A 19,002-nucleotide genomic window follows, 5' to 3' on the forward strand; every position below is an offset into this window, starting at 1 on the left:
AAGTCAACACGAAATGCTACTTCTTAAACTGCTTTCGTAGGAGGATTTGGGAGTAGGTTCAACTGATGTTTCGAGTTGCTGAGCATACCGTTCTTTATAGCTATTGAAATGATGATGGGTCGTTGTGTCTTTTCCAGAGAGAGTGTTTCGAACTATCTTTGTTACTTCATCAGTATTACTATTCTGGACTCCTAAAAGTTTCCTGAAGTCTTCCCCTATATCATCATCTGCACAGATTCGATTAATTAACCATTGTGCCGATTGATTATGTACCGAATACTTATCCCCACCTAGATAAAATCTGCGTTCGCAGCAAACTTGACACAGTTTTTCAAATGTTTTAGTGGCATGCTCCGTGTCTCCTGCTGATAGATAGGAATATAAAGTTCTCAATGTATTATTAATCACTACTTCTTTTTGTGCGGCTTCTTGCGACAAGAAAGCAATATCTTTGGTTTTTCTTTCTGTAGCAATTACTTTACTTTTCTTAAGATATTCCTCCTCTTTACCATCAATGAATGCTTCCATCATTTCTTTCATGCTATCACTTACTGAATTATATTCAGTTGGATGCTCTTCACGAAGCCGATTAAAAGGATGCCTTGCGCAAGTTTTTTTTAGTTCTTTATTTGCATACAGCGCATACTTATTGTAATCCAGTTCCAGTAAGTCTAATTGCAGTTGACGATCAGCATAACCCAATAATGAAATATCCTTAGCTATAATTTGCTTTTGTTCTTCTAGGGATAATTTTTTGAAAGCAAGCATTAAGACTCTAATTTTTGCTGACTGTAAGCCATCTCGTGTCATGGCCGCAAAATCTTTACAGTATTGTTCCGATAAAGTTGGATAGCCCTTTTTAAGTTGTTGTATCCTGGCATTGATATATTCATCTACTTTGATGGTAAAATTATCATTAATTAATGGTTCTATTAATTTGGATAGTCCCTTAGAATCAAGCTCCTCAACCAATGTTTTAATATGCTCCATTGGGTTTTGCTGGCGTTGTATTTTAATATCTTTTCTTGCAAATTTTTCAATTGCCTGGAAATAATTATAAAGAAATTCACTATCATAAGAATAACAATCTCGATCATCCAAGAGGTATTTGAACGCTTGGACTCTGTCATCAACCCTCATTTCTCTATATTTTTGGTTTGTATTTTCATAGGCTTGAGCAAACTCTGAATTGCTCTTTCGCATTTCATCGGATGCCAATTGAAAATGCCAGGCGATATTTGAATTTGCTATAGTACAATTTCCGGTTTTTTGATCTTTCTTTTGTAATTCTAGAGAAAGTTTTCCATTGAACTTATCTCGATTTTTTTCTAAAAATGCAGACATCATTTTGCGCGAGTCACCTGAAGTCATAGCAGCGCTCATCAATGCCTTTGCAAAACTTTCTGCATTTTCATTTTTTACAGAAAAAACCAGTACTGCAGGTGCACTCCTTATGTCCTCCCCTGTGGCTAAGTCATAATGACGTTGCCCACGATTTACGTAAATAAAATGAGTTTGTTGTTCTTCTTTAACAGCATGAACAGTATAAGCATGGCGAAACCATTCACAAGAAAATCCAACATATCCACCAAGAGGTAGATCCGTAGTTTTTTTTGCAGCATCTCGATAAAAAAAATCAGGCAGTACATCGAAATTTAAATTGGAGCCAGCTTTTAATCGGTAGTATCTCCTTTTAATACTATCTACTGCTGCATCTGTCGTCCAACCAGTATTTCGAGAGGCAAAAAAAGAAGGATTATTTTGCAACCCTAAAACATGCGTCATTTCACTGTGAGAATTAATTACTCTAATTTTATTTTTTTCTTGAATTTTTTTTTCTTTTTCTATCTGCTGCCAGATTGGGCCAAGTCTGCTCGGAGGTATTTCTAAATACCATTGCTTTGAATTAGCTGTTTGCCCTAGGCCATTTCCCAGTGTTAATCCTTCTATACCATATTTTTTCATAAATTGAGCAAGGAATTCCCGATCTTTAAACTGAATCCGAATTTTATCTTGCGGTTGTTGATGTTCTTTTCCGGGTTGATAATTTTGTACAAAAGGTGTAACTCTTATGACTCCAGGCAAATTTGAGATAGCGTGAGCTTGTGCAATTAGTTTTTCTTTCTCTGTACGTTGCTGCATAATTGCTCGCCAACAATAACGCTTAAGTATTATTTATAGTATAGTAAACTGTATCAAAATCATTCATGTCCGAATTGGCTCAAAAGAAGTCAGAATCTATTGAATTCATCTCAATCTATTCCATTTAATGTGCAAAAATAAGAACTATGTGTCTATAATAAAAACTATTAGTATAAAATAAATCATTGGCAAATCTCAATTAGAATGCAGTGTAAAATTTTATGCTCTTAAACATTGGATTTAGGTTATGCCTGGCGCATCAGAACAAAATGCGTAACTCACAACCTTGAGTTGAAAAAGTGCATTTTGATGTCATGGATATCTGAAGTTTTTAATAGTGTAGCAACCTGCTTTTGCAATGCGAGTGAGCATGAAAAATCTTAATATTTCACAAGCAAAAACAATAACAATTATTAACAATTATCTAAAATGGCATAATCTGCCCATAAAATGGAATGAAACAGGTGTATGTAATGGTTTAGCTACAGTCCATGCTCATTATGTGCTTCAAGGAAAAGAGGATACTTTTTTAAAAATATTACAAAAGATTGCAGCCATGAGTGAAGGGGACTTCAGCCAATCAACTATAAGTGATTCTCCTGAAGAAGACATTGATCATTTTATAAGTCAAGTCATTTTAGCCTATGACCCTGGTCTTTTCGAAAAAACATTTTCTCAAAGGGATTCATATAAGGCCTTAAAAATTGATGGAAAACCTTTGGACTCAGATTTTGTACTTCCATTAATTACATCAGAAGAAAATTGGGCCAAAATACTGAAAGACATGGAACTTCAACATGGAGAGGTTTTAAAAATTAACTCGCCTAATCACGCAATTACAATTCATCGATTAAAGGGTGAGTATGTCGTTTTCGATCCTAATTACAAAGAAGGGATCAAAAAATTTGACTCCGAAGAGGCGTTAATGACAGAGTTACGAACTAATGTTTTCCAATTCCAGGATAGCAGCATGGCATTAACATTCACGCGCTTAACTCGTTCCGGATTCAAGCATAGCTCATCCTTTGAACAAGCTACACCTGAAGATTATACTAGGAAATACCTTGATCCCAATGCTATTGCTTCTTATGACGATAAAACAATAACCGGTGCCATAATAATAGCTAGAAATGGTAATGAACAGTTAATGCAAATCTGTCTCAATAAAGATAAAAATAAAATTTGGACTGCCACTGAACTTATGGATTTAGGTTTTGAGGCAATACTGAAAAATAACACTCAAAGTATCATCCCGATTTTAAATCAATTAAATTCGTGTCCTGAAAGCACTAAGCAAGAGAAAGAAGATAAGAAATCAGCATTTTTCAGCATGATTTTACTTTCCTTGAGAGATGGCCGTGCCGAATTACTCAATAAACTCATCGAAAATGAATTTGGAAAAAAGGTTTTTCAGAGTATCGATGATGGGCTGTTATTAAATATGGTTGCTCGAGGAGGTAATAAAGAACTTTTAATTGATATTCTCGAAAAAATTCAAACTAATCCTGCAATAGAAACTTTAGAGGAAACAGAGGATACCCAGTCCATTATTGATTTTCTAGATACAGATGAAAAAGACACTCAATTTGAAGAAGTAGAAGTAATGGATCTCTCCGATTTATTGGATATGGAAGAGGTAGAAGTTCAAGTAGATAGTCTTTCCGATTTTTTAAGAGAGGACTTACCCATAATGCCACAACGGACTCGGTTAACGCAAATTATTCTCGAAAAAGACTCTAGAGGGGATAATGCCATAACCTTAGCCATAAAAGGACATTCTCCAGAATGTCTTGAAGTGCTTTTAAAAAAGCTGAACCAAGAAGGTTATATTCTGACCGAGAAGAAACAACAGAAATATTTGCTTCTTGCCATTAATACTAATAATGTGCATATGGTAGACGAACTTATAAGCAATATGGGACCTGAACAGGCAACAGACATTGTGAGCAAGATATCTCTATCCGAAGAACAAGTTAAAAAGCTCAATATACACATCCTTAAGACTTTAGAGCAAAATGGAATGAATTTTGATAAACCAAGTCAAGATATTATTACTGAAAAAGCATCACGAAAAATGAATATTTTCGAAATTATTGGTACTAAATTAGTTAAATTTTTTGATTACATCCAAAGTGTTTTCCAACTCAATTGTTCTGAAGAAAATGAAGATTCTTTTTCGTCCACTCCTGATTCTTTAGCTCAAACAGAACATAATCTTAAAACCCCACCGGATAGAGAGCTTATCTCGAAATTCCAGAGTTTTAAGCAAAAGCATCAGGACCAAATATCTGAAAATCAATCAACCTCGGAGATACAAAATATACCGGGAGCGCCTACCTTGGTTAGTAGCTGAATTAATTTCATATTAGTTTTTTGTTTTCCTGAGGTTCATTGTGGATTTGGCAACGACACACACCCTTATAAAGTATAAGCAATAGAGGAGATTGAACTACTATTCTAAGAAGTGAATACTTTAGTCATACGATAGTTTTTGAAGGTAATGCCATTTAATTCTTTGGTTTGTTTTGTTTCAGTAGTGTATCCTTGATTTTCAAAAAATGGTTTTGCTGTGATGCTGACGTCTGAAAAGAGCTTTGGTATTCCTAAGGCTATTGCTGTATGTTCACGAGCTTCTAATAAGGCCTTGCCAACTCCTTGTTTTTGATAGTCCTTATGTACATAACCTCGATTGAGGCGCCCATTTTTTTCTAAATCCGAGAATCCAATAATTTTGTTACTGTCTTTATCAATAGCTACAAAGGTATAGTTATTCGCAAGAGATTTTCGCCATTCGGATAAGTTGGGTTTTTTAGGTGCCCATACATTGAGTTGTTCTTTCGTATAATCCTTACAGTTGACAAAATGGACAGTATCATAAAATAGTTGATAGATTTCTGTTTCATCACCCGGTTCAAAAGTTCTGATATAAAATTTTTGATTTAATGTTTTAAAGGCGGGATAAAATTCTAAAGAGTTTGCAGTCCAGCGTTTCTTGAGTTCGAGGAGTATGTTTTCTGCCATTTGTTTTAAGTGAGGCAATAAATTGTTTCTGGATGCAACGTGAATAAACGCGTGCAAACGCGATAAAACTCTTGGCCTAACCCAATTTTCTTCGTCCTTCCATAATGAATTTGCTGGAACAGGTCCTGAGGGACCAACTCTGTCTTTTTCTAGAGTCGAATCAAGAAAAGGGAGGGTTTGTTGCAATAACCAGAAGCCACACGCTTCAGTATAGGCTTTAGTATATGCTAAATCATCTGATGCCGCTGGAATGGTTTGTTTGAGTTCTTCTCGATAAATAATCTCTAACGGGATGATGACTTCTTCAGGTATGGATTTGGCACACCAACATGTAGGCATGCTCATTCTAAGATAAGTACCATCGAGTAGCGCATTGCGTACAAAAGCCCATTCAAAATCAATAAGTTGCAAATCATGTGTGTCTTCATGATCAAAAACATTGTCTGGACAAATATCGCCATGGGTAAGCACAGTAAATGGGCCTGGTTTAAGTAAAGATTCAATCAGGGAATTCGCTTCATTAATGCATTCTGTTGTTAACGGTAAATGTAACTTTTTATTCGCTGCATGCAATTTTTCGATTAAATCAGTACGTGTAAAATCCAAATCTTCTTGCAGCGTTTCAACGTTTCCATGAATTTTCTTTAACAGTGCTTCATACATTGATGTTTTACCATAACTTGCTGCATGAAAACTTCCTAATGATTTCATAAATCGATTTAAGGCACGCGTTGCCTTATCCCGGTAAGGAAGTGTTAAAGAGTCCACTAAACTTATATGCTGTCTTCCCAAATCCTCAATAAGAATAAATCGATATTCTTTATTACCACCATAAAAGCGAGGCATATTATGCATACTCTGATGAATCTGATTTGCAAACTCAAGACCTGCCCAATCGCGAGCAAAGCGAGCATAAGCCTCTTTGTCATCACGATCTGATGCTTCAGGGAGGGATTGTTTAAAAATGATGCTTCTTGGAATAGAGTTTGATTTACTCGCTAGAGTGATACGCGCCACAATATTACGTCGCTCTTTTTCACTGAGAAACTGTATGGAGTTTATTTCTACTTGGGTTGCAAAATGCTGTTGAAGCATTTGTATCGTTTTTTGTAACACTTCACGATTAATTTTTTGTTCCTGTACTGTCATGTTACTTAACCAATATGTGAGGTTTCAGCATCAGCAGATATGCTTTATCTTCGCTGTAATCAGTATGTTTAAATCTCAATTTTCATAGCAGGAAAATCGCATGATAATTATTCGTTCCTGGATCCTCAAGAAAGGTAGGAAAACTCTGTGGTTCTGTTATGAATGCACCTAAGTATAAGTTTTTATTCGATGTTTGTTGTGACTTATTGATCTAAATGGTGGCTATGGGTGGACTCGAACCACCGACCTCAGCATTATGAGTGCCGCGCTCTAACCGGCTGAGCTACATAGCCACAAGAGGCGTGATTTTGTCGTTTTAATGGAAAATTGTCAAGTCTGTTACCCTATTTTTTTGATTTTTTTCTGATTATTCCTAGGGTATGTTGACAATTTATCCCCATCGCCTACGTGCCGCGACTTGTTCGCGGCACGTAGGCAAGGGGAATGAATTGTTAACATGCCCTAAGTATGCTTAATCATTTTTTATAATGGCTTAAGTTCAATAAAACAAAAGCATAATCAATAAATCGATTTAAGAAAAAAATGTCAGCCGTACTCTTAATTAGGAAATTTAGAACTTTAATTTCATAAAATACTGGACCTCTATTTATTAAAAATTATCTTAAATCAGAGGGTTAAAAACTTATTGAGTATAGCCGGGTGATTTGGCAGACTAAGGATACCCAGATACTTTTTTTGAACTCACAGAGGAGCAAAAGGTTTCTGCTAAAAATAAAGGAAAAGTCGATGCATAACATCAATCAACAAAATCAAAATCCTTTTGATGAATTAGCTAGCGAGATGCTATTGGAGATTCTTAATGCACGCAATAAAGATAAGAATTATATCCTTAAGCCAAACGATATGGTTTCTTTTGCTTTAAGTTGCAAACGTTTTAACTGGATGAGCCAGAAAGCTAATTGCTTTTTCTTCCCACACACTTATAAAGAGCAGCTTCGGATTACCATAACTACAAAGAAAATCAACTTGCGAAATTGAGGCTTGAACAAAGATTGCGAAACGAAAAAAGCGGCCCATTTTATTGGAATAAGACCATTAGAAATAGAATTGCCTGTTGTTTGGGCTTACTCCTGGCATCTCTTTTAGCTCTCAAATTGGATCTAAACTATGAAACTTTTTTATTAACTTCTTTAGTTTTGACCATGGTGACTATGATAGTTAACGAACTCATTATGAATCACCTGGAGTTTTCTTTAGATGTATCCAATGCGAGGAAGATTCCTCTCCAGTTTTTTGAGGAAGAAGTAGCAAGTATTCCAGGCTCATTGAGCTTGTAATTAACTAATTGGTATTAACTTTTATGCTTTAAGATCGATATCTGCATAACAATTGAGGTTCTGAGTCTAAAGTACCCGAAGTCACATGTACAGCAGTGCTTTTCATGAGGTCTATACAGGCGCAGGCACTATTTTGGAAGTGCGCGTAGGGGAGGAGTCCTGGGTTCTGCAGTGCTTCACCCAGGATAAATTGTCTAGTAAGTTAGATGATCAATAGATACATGGCACCTGGTCCACGTAATATTTGCACTAATAACTCATTTTTTTTATGTAAGGCCATTTGTTGTAATGCTTTAACGTCTTTAATTGGCTCTTTATTCGCAGAGATAATAATGTCTCCAGGTCTTAAACCTGCACGCCATCCTGCACTTGTTTCAGAGGCACCAACGACTTGTACGCCAATAACATTACCATGAGGCGGTGTTTCTTGCTCAAAGTTTCTTAATGCCAGCCCATAAAGGAAAGGATTCTCTGATTGCAGTTTTTGTTCATGTGATTTAATGTCAGTAACGACTGCATCCAGCGTAATAGTCTTGCCATCACGTTGAACAACCATTTTAACATTTGAACCTACACGCAAGAGACTAATCGTCGTTTTTACCTGAGTCGCTTGTGTGATTTTTGTATTGTTAATTTGGGTAATAATATCGCCTGATTTTAAACCAGCACGCTCAGCAGGAGAGTTTGGATTAACTTGTGATACTAATGCACCTTGGAAATCTTCGGGATATCCAAGTGAATGAGCAAGTTCAGGTGTTAAATGCTGAACAAATATACCCATTAAGCCACGATGAATAGAACCAAATTTAATGATTTGTTGTGCTACATCCTTTGCCATGTTGATGGGGATAGCAAAACCTATTCCTACGTTACCGCCATAAGGAGAAAGAATGGCGGTATTAATCCCGATCAATTCTCCTTTTGTATTAACCAGAGCACCACCAGAATTACCTGGGTTAATTGCAGCATCTGTTTGAATAAAGTTTTCTACGCCTTCAATGTTTAAATCACTGCGTTTTAAGGCACTGATAATACCAAACGTTGCAGACTGGCTGTTGCCAAAACTGTTTAAGCCAAAAGGATTACCAATAGCTACTACAAAGTCGCCCACTTGTAGTTGATCCGAATCACCTATAGGCAAGGATTTCAGGTTTGTGGCATTAATTTTTAATATGGCCAAATCCGTTTCACTATCACTACCGACCAGTTTTGCTTTTAAGCGTCGGCCATCCTGTAAAGTAATCGTGACAAGACTCGCATTGCGGATTACGTGATCATTCGTAATAATGATCCCATGTTTTGCATCCACAATCACACCAGAACCTATGCTTTCAAATTTACGCCCTTTTTCAGGAGCTGCTTGGTGTGGTTGTCTGCTGTTTTGAGCCTCTTCATCATTTCCAGCTGCACCAGGAGATGCACTAGGAGGTAGATAACCTTGTACCGCAACATTCACAATTGCAGGCATAATATTTTTTAAAGCGGGAGCCAAACTGGGCATAGGGGTAGGCGCTGCTTCATTAGTCGCATTAGCTGCGTAAGTTAACGAGACCGTTAAAAAAAGCAGGCTACTTATAATGAATTTGATATGTTTTATCATAATTATTAATCCTGAGGTTGATCATTAAACCAAATTAAGGTAGCTATTCTACCTGTTTGTGACGTTCTTCGATAGGAATACAACTCATTTTTTAACTCAAAAGTACATAAACCAGACTGATAAACGGCTTTTATGCCTTTTAAGTTCAAAACAATTTCAGCAATTAGAGGCAAATTAGCCAGCCATTTTCCATTAACGGGGTTAAATGCCTGTTTACTTAAAGGGTATGTATCGGTAAAAGTTTGATATACTTCCTCTCCGACTTCATAACACTTTTGACAGATTGAGGGGCCTATCCAGGCTAATACCTCTGGCTCTGAACTCTCCATTTTATCGAGTGTTTTTTCAATGATACCATGCGCTAATCCCTTCCAACCAGCATGAATTGCTGCAATCTCCGTGCCTTGAACATTACAAAGCATGATAGGTAAGCAATCAGCAGTAAGAATGGCTAAAGGATGTTTCATTGAGCGGGTTATTGAGGCATCTGCATTTCTGTTTGGATCTTCTTCTGCAATAACACAATGAGTCCCATGGGTTTGATGTAACCATTGTGGCTCGCCGGGCAGTTGCAACAACTCCATAAGTTGTTGTCTGTTTTGCAGGACGTGGTGATCATTGTCCCCTACATTCAAGCCCATGTTATTACTGTCATAAGGGGCTTGACTATATCCTGATAAACGAGTTGTACTAAGGGCTGTGATATTTTTTGGTGCTGGCCAATTAGCTGGATTAGTCTTCATAATGCTGGTCCAATGTGTTAAGAAGAAGTTTAAAATCATCAGGTATTGGAGCCTTAAACGTCAACTCATTTTCTGTTTTTGGATGATAAAATGAGAGCATGCATGCATGCAGTGCTTGTCTTTTAAAGTTTTGGAGCAGGGCGCGCAATTGCTCTTTAGCTTGAGCTGGGAATCGCATACGTCCCCCGTAAAGTGGATCACCAACAACCGGGTGATGGATATAAGCCAAATGGACTCTAATTTGATGTGTTCGCCCAGTCATCAGCTTGACGTCTAATAAAGTAAAATCCTGATATTGTTTTTTTACCGAATAATGAGTTATTGCTTGCCGGCCTTGCTCTTGAACGGCCATTTTTAATCGATTTCGTGGGTTTCGTCCAAAACCAGTATCAATCGTACCGCCGGAAATAATATGGCCTTGTACTAGAGTAATGTAATGACGTTGAATTTCGCGAGCTTGCATTTGACGGATTAAAGAAGTATGTGCGGGGAGTGTTTTTGCCACGACTAATAAGCCTGTTGTATCTTTATCTAATCGATGAATAATGCCCGCTCTTGGCAAATGATGTAAGGATGGTTCATGATGCAACAATGCATTGACTAATGTGTGCTCTTTATTTCCTGCCCCAGGATGAACGACCATGTTTGCAGGTTTGTTGAGTACTAAAATGTCTTCGTCCTCATAAACAATACTTAAGGGAATTTTCTCGGCAATACAATGGTTAAAATCCTTTTCCATTAAAGTAAAATCAACATTAATCTCAATCAAATCTCCATCTAAAGCTTTGTCTTTAGGTTTACATGGCTTTTGGTTAAGCGTTATTGTACCGTTTTTAATCCAATTGCTGATTTGCGAACGTGAGTATTCAGGCAGTAAATAGGCGAGCACACTGTCAATACGTTGATTGTGATGCTCGCGCGGAACAGTTAATTGTTTATGAATATGTTCTATCATCAAATCGTTTCAGTCTCAGCTGCTACGAGGCGTCCTCGTAATGAGTTAGGTAATGCATCATTAATTTGAACGCCGACGAATTGTCCTATCAAATGAGCGGGACCATCAAAATTCACCACCCGATTGCATTCAGTACGACCAGACAGCTGTTGGGAGTCTTTTTTAGAGTGCCCAGTAACTAATATTTTCTGGGTGCTTCCTATCATAGATTGGCTGTACCGTGAGGCGTTTAATACCAGCCTGTTTTGTAATATCTGCAATCTTTGCTTTTTTACTTCCATAGGGGTTTCATCGGGTAAATTTGCAGCTGGAGTACCTGGTCTTGGACTGTAAATAAAGCTAAATGAAGTATCGAAACCTATTTCATGAACCAAATCCATAGTGTCCTGAAAATCTTTATCTGTTTCTCCTGGAAAGCCAACAATAATGTCTGTTGATAAACGAATGTCTGGGCGTACTTTCCGCAATTTTCTGATCTTGGATTTAAACTCCAAAGCAGTATAACCACGCTTCATTAACCCTAAAATGCGATCGGAACCACTTTGTACAGGCAGATGTAAATGATTCGCTAATTCAGGCACTTCTGCATAGGCATTAATTAAATTATCTGAGAACGCCAAAGGATGGGATGTAGTAAAGCGAATTCTGCCTATACCCTCTATGGCAGCAAGATAATGAATTAAAAGTGCCAGATCCGCAATATCACCATTTTCCATCACTCCACGGTAATCATTAACGTTTTGTCCCAATAAATTGATTTCTCTGACACCTTGGATTGCCAATTGATAACACTCAGCAAGTACGTCATCAAAAGGACGACTGATTTCTGTGCCGCGAGTATAAGGCACGACACAAAAACTGCAGTATTTGCTGCAGCCTTCCATAATCGAAACAAATGCCGTAGGTCCTTCAGCTCTTGGTGCTGGCAGATGATCAAATTTTTCAATTTCTGGGAAACTGATATCAACAACTGGCTTTTTCTTTTCCATTCGTTCATTAAGCAATGTGGGAAGTCGATGTAATGTTTGTGGACCAAAAACGATGTCAACAAAGGGGGCTCTTTTAATAATGTCTTCACCTTCTTGACTTGCAACACAGCCACCCACACCAATTACCACATGAGGATTTTTAGCTTTATATTCACGCCACTGTCCTAATTGCGAAAAAACCTTCTCTTGTGCCTTTTCACGAATAGAGCACGTATTAAGCAATATCACATCTGCCTCTTCAACGTGCTCCGTTTTGACTAAGCCATGTGATTGCAACAAAACTTCTGCCATTTTAGTTGAATCGTATTCATTCATCTGGCAGCCGTTGGTTTTGATGTATAATTTTTTAGCCATATCAAATCTACTTTAAAAATGTGTAGCCTGAGTGAGAGTACAATCCGTAGCAGGTAGACCTGAGTCCGGCTTTGCACCCAGGTTACTGTATCCCAGGAAGTTTCGTATTATTTCATTAATGTACACTTTGGCAATAAGTTTCTTTAATTTTGGGCAAAATAATTAAGGCAGTAAGCATTCCCAGGGGAAGAAGTGCAAGTCCCGTATGGTAAGCCTCCAATGGATATACTCTAACACTTCCATTCATTTCACCTTGCCACATTTTGTCAAGAATATAGCCAATAAGTGGCTGTGCCAGTGCAATACCTATCATGTTCATCATATTCATAAAGCTTAAACCTGTAGCGACATATTTTTTATTGCATAACTCTTTGGCTACAGTAAATGCAGGTAAAAAGCCTGCGGAGAAGATACCAAACGCAAACAACAAAATCTCCATGTAGATTGGGTTATTAATTGGAGCAAAAATAAAAATTATGGAGGTTATAAGTGCGCCGATACATCCTATGTACATAGGTGGTTTGCGTAAACCAATACGATTCGACAATATTCCCCATAAGGGGCTGGCAATTGCCCAACCGATAAACACTAAAGAAATATAATTTGCGGCAGTTGTTTTAGTGATCATCATTTTAGTCATCAAAAAGGGAACCCCCCAGAGACCACAAAAAACAGGAGTAGCCATATACATTAAACCGCCATAGCAAGCAACCAACCAAAGTTGTTTGTTTTTTATCAGTGTTAATAAACTTGGTATTAAGGGTTCTTCTTTAATAGAAGGGTGGTGAGTTTTTTCATAATTTTTAGGAGTGTCTTGAGCAATGACAATAAGCAAGACTGCCAGAATAAGACCTACAATACCCATAATGAGCATGCTGTGGCGCCAACCAAAGGATTCAATTAACAATGCCAAAGGTGCTTCCCCACCGATTGCACCTAACATTCCTATGGTAACCATGAGGCCAGTAAGTAAGGCAAAACGCTGAGCAGGAAACCAATTCGCTGCGAGCTTCATTGTACCTACAGCCGCAAATGCCGAGCCAAAACCTATCATTAGACGTGCCACACAGGCCATAAAAAAGTTATCTGTCATTCCGAATGCAATGGTACTGACAGCGCAAACTATAGTCGCTAGAGTTAATAATCGGTGTGGACCGAAATAGTCCATTAAGACACCGCCAGGTAATTGCATGGCTGCATAAGAATAGAAATAGATTCCGGATAGAATTCCTAATGTTTGGCTAGTAACGGAGAAATCCCTCATTAATTCATTACTCATAACGCTAGGGGAAACTTGTAAAAGACATTCGTAAAAATAAAATAAGCAACCTAAGCCCCATACCATCCAAGGCATTATTGATTGTATCCCAAAACTTGCTACTGAGTCGGACCGTGTATTGTAGTGTGCCATTATTTTATAACTCTCCAGATTCATCGATACGAAATTGATTTTGTATTATCACTCTTGGGCCAAGATTACAGTTTATTACTTATGGCCAGCCATCCTGGCGTTTTTCAATTTAAAAATTTTCGTATGCAGTCCTTACTTTTACGCTCTAAAACTTCACTTTGATGAAACATGTGAAATATACATTTTGAAGAAAAACTGGGAATAGTCCTGTAGATCAGGTGGTTAAACCTTGTGTTCCATTTTAATGCAGTTTTTTAAATCAAAAAGTCAACCGGCAACATTACCATACAAACATATAAATTTCATCATATAAAATATTAACAGTTTGGTTATTATTTGTCTATTGCTCGTTTGGGTAGTCCGGGGGATCAATGACTACACGGGTTCCTTTCATTCCATCCCCCGGCAGGTCAATAAATTCTTCATTTAGCCAACGCGCATCCTCAATAAACATCCTGATACAACCGTGGCTTGCTCGATATCCAGGTACATCATAACTACCATGTAACGCATAGCCTCTAAAAAAATGCATGCAATAGGGCATTAAAGCACCACCATCATTGCCATCTGATCTTCTCGGAAATACAGTGGACACACAATCAATATCTTGCTTGCGAATAACGCGAAATGAACCAGTTGGTGTATTGCAGCCTCCGATGACGCCTGGACATTTTCCTATCCCTGACGAAATAGGTCCCCACCAAAGGAGCTCACCATCTTGATCATAGGCTGCCCAAGCTAGCTTTTTTTGGCTTATATAAATTGCTTTTTCTCCTTGAGAGTCAATATATCTTGGGAAAGGAGAAACATCATAGATAGTCAAGCGGTCGATATTTTTCGGTACTGCTATAGTCATTCCCGAATGTAACGCAACATTCATACGATTAATTCGTCGTACCATGTCTCGCTCTTCGGGATTAGGGAATAGCTTTTCCCAGCTTTCACCATTTTTAATTTTCATACAAAAATAGTCCGATGAATTACATAAATTTTCACCGTATCTCGCATGAGCAAGAGCGAGTTGACTTATTGTAAATAAATAAATAGAGACGATTATTGATATCATAACTTTCATAAATGATCTCAATTGGGGTCATTATATCCTCTATAGCGGCACTTTAAAAAATAACTTTATACATGACTTTTATAGGATACTATCATGTGGAGAACTGGGTAAGAAATTCCTGGGTTTTACTGTGCAAACCCAGGCATCATTATGTTTCAAAGATAAAAATCAGGATGAAAGCGAAGAGTCAGGCTCTGAACTGCTGGGGGAAATTTTTTGCCAAGCCTCGTGAACTTGCGCAAGTAATGCATTGGATTGCGCTAACAATTCTTTATCGTTATTGAGATTTGCTTTTAATAGTAAATATTCAATATGCATGTAAATTTGGAGTAAGTTTTCTGCTATTTCACCACCTTGTTCGTGGTTTAAACTGGTTTTTAAACCCTCAATGATACTTAATGCCTTACTAATATGCTCTCCTTTTTCTTGAATTTCTTTTCGCTCAATATTGCCTTGGGCTGTGGCAATATGAGTTCGCGCACCTTGCAATAACAAGTTAATTAATTCATAAGGAGAGGCAGCATCGATACGAGTTTTTAATTCAATTGTTTTGTAGTGATTTATAACTTGTTGATTTGGATTCTTCATCGATAATGCTCCAATTATTTAGTTTTCAATTTGGGTAGATTCGACAAAATTTGAGTAAGCGTATTGCTGGTGTTTTGCATCTGCGAGATTAAGAGATCTACGGCATTCCATTGTTTATAATATCTTTTTTCAAGAGTAATGCTGCGTTCATTGATGTGTTCTTGCATTTCATCTAATTGTTGTGCCTGAGTATTTAAACGGTCTATTCGTTCCTCAATTTCACCGTCTTCATCGATTAATGAACCTAAATAGCCATCAATTAATGAGGCTAACCCATCACTGACGATAATTTGTCCTCTATCCCCAGCAAGCCCAGAAAGAACATCAATTGATAATGTACTGAAATCACCAGTACCATTTAGAGTAATTCCATCTGTTGAGTTGGCCAACACGCCTCCTAGGGTGCCTGACATGCTAATGCCTGGAGTATATTCATTTAATATGACATCATATGCTCCTGCAGCAACTTCGGTATCCAATGAATTAATTTTAATATTTGGATCGGTAGCAGTTATTTTTTTTGCAAATAAATTCTTAATATCTTGATAATTATTATTAATCGCTTCATCCAACATATCGGGATCAATTTCCAGCAAGCCATGCTTATCGCTGGTAATCCCCAGATCAGCAAGACTTTGGATGGGCCCATCAGTAGTTAATGGGTTAGTGGCTAAGTGATATATGTTTATTTTTAAATCCCTAAGCTTGTCGTCACCTTGCAATACTCCTCTTTTCCTGGTTTCCATATCGAAACCAGTTAAAGCAGTGATGAAATTGACAAAATCATTATATTTTTTGACAAAATCATTAATTAAGCCTTTGAGATGAGCTACATCTTTTTTCACGGTTAAAGTGATTGTTTTTGCCGGATCAGCTTGTTGAAGATCGAGCGTGATTCCTGTTAACGCATTTTCCAATCGATTACTGCTTTCATTCACAAGCAATCCATTAATTTGTACCTGGCTATTTTGGGCAGCCATGGTTTGACTTAAAGAGGTATTGGCGGTTGTCGGGTCATAATTCATAGCAGTTAGGCTACCTGTAATTTGCATCGCATATTGTTCACCTGTTTCGGATGAAGTTAACGTTAATCTTGAGCCAACACTATCTTGTACAATTGCTGCGGTAACACCTGTGTTTGCGGCATTGATGGCATCGCGAACTGCATTAAGGCTGTCGTTTCCTGGAGTGATATTAATTGTTACAGGAGACACTTCAGTATTTAGTGTGAATGTTGCATTGTCATTGCTGTATGTACCAAAGTTTATCGTGATGCTTCCGCTGCCTATCGAAGAACTATTGTTAGCGAAATAACCGCTTGCAAGGCTTTGCGCTTGAGCTAATTGATTCACTTTTATCTGATACAAGCCTTCAGCTGCTTGTTCTGTCACTGAGGCAGAAACATACCCAGCTTCGTTGAGTAACGAATTCATTTTATTAAATTCACTAGCATAAGATAGGGAGTTGAGTGTCGCTTGAAAATTGGATATGGCACTTTTTAATTGACCAAAAGCAGACAACTCAGTGGTAACGGAATTAAGCTTTTTATCATGTCGTACTTGTGCTGGCATGAGATCGGCTTTGACCATGCTTTCGACCATTGCTTTAATGTCCAAACCTGACCCAATGCCTGGAGTTGATAGGCCCATAATATTCCCTATTTGTTTTAGTAATCTCAATGAAATTACGTTTATCCATAAATTGCATCAAACATGTTTATCTATAGAACCACTAATTATCCCATCAAGCAAGTTAAGTAAGCCTAAATACTCATCTGAGGGTATTTTGCGTATTATTTTATCTGAGGTTTTATCAGTTACTATAGTTTGCAGAAGGCCTGTGGCATGGTCTATGGCCTGTTTCGAATCAGTATCCAGATTCAGATCCGACGTAGCGCATTTAGTCACAGGCTTAATGTTTTTATCTTTTAATTTGACTGAATCACTTTGTAGCAATTTATTATTTGCTGGAGGAATCGATTCCATAGTCATTTTTTTACTCCTTTCCCTTGATTGATACTTTAATCATTGGGATATAAAATAAGCCGAAAAGCGGCAATTGCCGCATTTCGGTTTTTACTTTCTTACAACTATCCTAGCAAGGAAAGAACAGATTGTGGCATCGCATTTGCCTGGGCCAACATTGCTGTTCCTGCCTGTTGTAAGATTTGGTTTTTAGTTAAACTTGCCATTTCTGCTGCATAGTCAGTATCTTGAATACGGCCTCGTGCTGCGGACATATTATCAGATACGTTTTGCAGGTTAGCTACTGTTGCATCAAGTCGGTTTTGCAAAGCACCTAATGCAGCGCGATTATTAGTGACACTATCTAAGGCGGCACTGATTCTCAATATTGCTTGCTCTGCACCATCCTGGGTCGTGATGTCAATACTATTCACACCATTTGTATCCAGACTGATGGTACCTGATAAACCGACATCAGCCAGAGTACCCCCTACAGAAATAGTTTGAGCAGCACTTACAGTGAGTTGTCCGCGCAGGGTTGCTGCAAATGGACCACCTGTGACTGTGAGTCCGTCAGTACCTGCAATAAATCCGGTACCACTTTCAGTTACGGCAATGTTTCTTCCATCTGCTGCAGTTAACGTCATGTCACCGCCATTTAGAGAGGCCACAACCCCTGTTTGGCTGCTTACGGCATTGATTGCATCCATAAGATCTGTATTCGTTAATGCAGTGGAGACGTCTTGGTTCGTAAATATATCAACACCGTTAATGGTCAGATTATAAGTATCCGCTGCAGTGCCACCTATAGCTCCAACAGTTTGGGTACCACTTGTTGATGCGGTTACTGTTAAACCAGGAACACCTGCAGCATTAATCGCAGCTGCTTTAGCATATGCGGATGAGCTGTCTTGGCCGTTTGCTGTTCCCACATAGTTTGCAGACGAGCTGACACTAACCGCTGGATTAGAACCAAGAGCAAGAGTAACATCAGCAGCAGCGGCGGCACTTACTTCGGTTCCTTGTTGATAAGCGATACTACCTATTGTTGAGGAGGCAATACTATTTATCGAAAATGAAAGGGTTTCACCTGCATTAGAGCCAATTTGCAGAGAAGCGTTAGTATAAGCACCATTCAAAATACTTTGCCCGTTGAATTGTGTACTCGTAGCAATATGATCCATTTCACTCAAAAGGTTATTTACTTCATTTTGTAACGCTTGACGGTTGGATTGGCTATAAGTTCCGTTTGCAGATTGAAGCGCTAATTCCCTCATGCGTTGTAAAAGATTAGTTGACTCTTGCATCGCACCTTCGGCAACCTGGGCGAGTGAAATACCGTCATTAGCATTTTTCACTGCTTGGTCCATTCCCCGAATTTGTGATGTCATATTGGTTGCAATTGCCAGCCCTGCAGCATCATCTTTTGCACTATTAATTTTTAAACCAGATGATAATCTTTGTATCGCAGTTGCCATAGCGTTACTTGATTTAGACAAGTTACGTTGAGCAATTAACGAGGGCACGTTAGTATTAATAATTTGAGCCATATTATAGTCTCCTCAGACCTAAATCCCTGGTTTGGGACATTTGTAAATTGGCAAATTCCTTTTAAATGGCGAATTTACCGTACGCAAAAAGGTTATCGGACATCCGGCAAAAAACTTTAGGCTCACCCTTGTTTTTTTAAAAAAAAATGGAAAATTTATTTATTAAAATGAA

The 19,002-nt window shown here is 38.0% G+C and carries 15 protein-coding genes and 1 tRNA gene; 3 read left to right on the forward strand and 13 right to left on the reverse strand.

Annotation, left to right across the window (positions count from 1 at the left end):
- Window positions 1-3: 3 nt before the first annotated feature.
- Entirely contained in the window at window positions 4-2,142 is a 2,139-nt protein-coding gene (locus LXO92_RS09595; protein ID WP_232890862.1) for a hypothetical protein, read from the reverse strand.
- A 370-nt stretch (window positions 2,143-2,512) separates the two neighbouring features.
- Here LXO92_RS09595 and LXO92_RS09600 point away from each other — a divergent pair, with 370 nt between their 5' ends.
- Window positions 2,513-4,495, forward strand: coding sequence for a hypothetical protein (locus LXO92_RS09600; RefSeq protein WP_182352461.1), 1,983 nt, complete (start codon window positions 2,513-2,515; stop codon window positions 4,493-4,495).
- 104 nt (window positions 4,496-4,599) lie between these two features.
- On the opposite strand, the gene LXO92_RS09605 is transcribed toward LXO92_RS09600, so the two are convergent.
- Both LXO92_RS09605 and LXO92_RS09610 read right to left on the reverse strand, forming a co-directional pair.
- The gene (locus tag LXO92_RS09605) at window positions 4,600-6,312 is read right to left on the reverse strand and encodes a GNAT family N-acetyltransferase (protein WP_232890863.1); all 1,713 of its coding nucleotides are present in this window, start codon (window positions 6,310-6,312) and stop codon (window positions 4,600-4,602) included.
- 216 nt (window positions 6,313-6,528) lie between these two features.
- Window positions 6,529-6,605: transfer RNA gene (locus LXO92_RS09610), tRNA-Met, on the reverse strand.
- A 454-nt stretch (window positions 6,606-7,059) separates the two neighbouring features.
- Here LXO92_RS09610 and LXO92_RS09615 point away from each other — a divergent pair.
- Window positions 7,060-7,311, forward strand: a complete 252-nt coding sequence (locus LXO92_RS09615) for a hypothetical protein (RefSeq protein ID WP_232890864.1) — start codon at window positions 7,060-7,062, stop codon at window positions 7,309-7,311.
- Between the two features lie 14 nt (window positions 7,312-7,325).
- Window positions 7,326-7,610: a hypothetical protein gene (locus LXO92_RS09620; RefSeq protein WP_232890865.1), complete on the forward strand. Its 285-nt coding sequence runs from the start codon at window positions 7,326-7,328 to the stop codon at window positions 7,608-7,610.
- 202 nt (window positions 7,611-7,812) lie between these two features.
- Here LXO92_RS09620 and LXO92_RS09625 read toward each other — a convergent pair whose 3' ends face one another.
- The 10 genes from LXO92_RS09625 to LXO92_RS09670 form a co-directional block, all read right to left on the reverse strand.
- Complete coding sequence (locus LXO92_RS09625; RefSeq protein ID WP_182352463.1) at window positions 7,813-9,210, reverse strand: Do family serine endopeptidase; 1,398 nt, start codon at window positions 9,208-9,210, stop codon at window positions 7,813-7,815.
- Window positions 9,211-9,215: 5 nt separating this feature from the next.
- Window positions 9,216-9,953 (reverse strand): peptidoglycan editing factor PgeF, encoded by a 738-nt coding sequence (pgeF, locus tag LXO92_RS09630; protein WP_182352464.1) that lies wholly within the window; start codon window positions 9,951-9,953, stop codon window positions 9,216-9,218.
- Window positions 9,943-10,908 carry a 23S rRNA pseudouridine(1911/1915/1917) synthase RluD gene (gene rluD / locus LXO92_RS09635; RefSeq protein ID WP_182352465.1) on the reverse strand — a complete coding sequence of 322 codons (966 nt, stop codon included), beginning with the start codon at window positions 10,906-10,908 and terminating at the stop codon, window positions 9,943-9,945. The genes pgeF and rluD overlap by 11 nt, the downstream gene beginning before the upstream one ends.
- Window positions 10,908-12,251, reverse strand: coding sequence for a tRNA (N6-isopentenyl adenosine(37)-C2)-methylthiotransferase MiaB (miaB, locus tag LXO92_RS09640; protein ID WP_182352466.1), 1,344 nt, complete (start codon window positions 12,249-12,251; stop codon window positions 10,908-10,910). Before miaB ends, rluD begins: the two co-directional genes overlap by 1 nt.
- A gap of 115 nt (window positions 12,252-12,366) precedes the next feature.
- Window positions 12,367-13,662 carry an MFS transporter gene (locus tag LXO92_RS09645; RefSeq protein WP_182352467.1) on the reverse strand — a complete coding sequence of 432 codons (1,296 nt, stop codon included), beginning with the start codon at window positions 13,660-13,662 and terminating at the stop codon, window positions 12,367-12,369.
- A gap of 340 nt (window positions 13,663-14,002) precedes the next feature.
- Entirely contained in the window at window positions 14,003-14,737 is a 735-nt protein-coding gene (locus LXO92_RS09650; RefSeq protein ID WP_232890867.1) for a L,D-transpeptidase, read from the reverse strand.
- Window positions 14,738-14,896: 159 nt separating this feature from the next.
- Window positions 14,897-15,316 carry a flagellar export chaperone FliS gene (gene fliS / locus LXO92_RS09655; protein WP_182352469.1) on the reverse strand — a complete coding sequence of 140 codons (420 nt, stop codon included), beginning with the start codon at window positions 15,314-15,316 and terminating at the stop codon, window positions 14,897-14,899.
- A gap of 14 nt (window positions 15,317-15,330) precedes the next feature.
- Window positions 15,331-16,965, reverse strand: coding sequence for a flagellar filament capping protein FliD (fliD, locus tag LXO92_RS09660; RefSeq protein ID WP_182352470.1), 1,635 nt, complete (start codon window positions 16,963-16,965; stop codon window positions 15,331-15,333).
- A gap of 57 nt (window positions 16,966-17,022) precedes the next feature.
- The gene (locus LXO92_RS09665; protein ID WP_182352471.1) at window positions 17,023-17,307 is read right to left on the reverse strand and encodes a flagellar protein FlaG; all 285 of its coding nucleotides are present in this window, start codon (window positions 17,305-17,307) and stop codon (window positions 17,023-17,025) included.
- A 98-nt stretch (window positions 17,308-17,405) separates the two neighbouring features.
- A complete protein-coding gene (locus tag LXO92_RS09670; protein WP_182352472.1) occupies window positions 17,406-18,830 on the reverse strand; it encodes a flagellin N-terminal helical domain-containing protein in 1,425 nt (474 codons plus the stop codon).
- Window positions 18,831-19,002 lie beyond the last annotated feature (172 nt).

The organism is Legionella resiliens (assembly GCF_021344005.1).
GTDB classification, from domain to species: Bacteria; Pseudomonadota; Gammaproteobacteria; order Legionellales; family Legionellaceae; genus Legionella; species Legionella resiliens.

Excerpts from the sequence above, each read along its gene's own strand:
- LXO92_RS09595 (WP_232890862.1), bottom strand. The coding sequence starts at position 2,142 with ATGCAGCAACGTACAGAGAAAGAAAAACTAATTGCACAAGCTCACGCT.
- pgeF (WP_182352464.1), bottom strand. The coding sequence starts at position 9,953 with ATGAAGACTAATCCAGCTAATTGGCCAGCACCAAAAAATATCACAGCC.
- rluD (WP_182352465.1), bottom strand. The coding sequence starts at position 10,908 with ATGATAGAACATATTCATAAACAATTAACTGTTCCGCGCGAGCATCAC.
- LXO92_RS09665 (WP_182352471.1), bottom strand. The coding sequence starts at position 17,307 with ATGACTATGGAATCGATTCCTCCAGCAAATAATAAATTGCTACAAAGT.
- miaB (WP_182352466.1), bottom strand. The coding sequence starts at position 12,251 with ATGGCTAAAAAATTATACATCAAAACCAACGGCTGCCAGATGAATGAA.
- LXO92_RS09600 (WP_182352461.1), top strand. The coding sequence starts at position 2,513 with ATGAAAAATCTTAATATTTCACAAGCAAAAACAATAACAATTATTAAC.
- LXO92_RS09645 (WP_182352467.1), bottom strand. The coding sequence starts at position 13,662 with ATGGCACACTACAATACACGGTCCGACTCAGTAGCAAGTTTTGGGATA.
- fliD (WP_182352470.1), bottom strand. The coding sequence starts at position 16,965 with ATGGGCCTATCAACTCCAGGCATTGGGTCAGGTTTGGACATTAAAGCA.
- fliS (WP_182352469.1), bottom strand. The coding sequence starts at position 15,316 with ATGAAGAATCCAAATCAACAAGTTATAAATCACTACAAAACAATTGAA.
- LXO92_RS09650 (WP_232890867.1), bottom strand. The coding sequence starts at position 14,737 with ATGAAAGTTATGATATCAATAATCGTCTCTATTTATTTATTTACAATA.
- LXO92_RS09615 (WP_232890864.1), top strand. The coding sequence starts at position 7,060 with ATGCATAACATCAATCAACAAAATCAAAATCCTTTTGATGAATTAGCT.
- LXO92_RS09605 (WP_232890863.1), bottom strand. The coding sequence starts at position 6,312 with ATGACAGTACAGGAACAAAAAATTAATCGTGAAGTGTTACAAAAAACG.
- LXO92_RS09625 (WP_182352463.1), bottom strand. The coding sequence starts at position 9,210 with ATGATAAAACATATCAAATTCATTATAAGTAGCCTGCTTTTTTTAACG.
- LXO92_RS09670 (WP_182352472.1), bottom strand. The coding sequence starts at position 18,830 with ATGGCTCAAATTATTAATACTAACGTGCCCTCGTTAATTGCTCAACGT.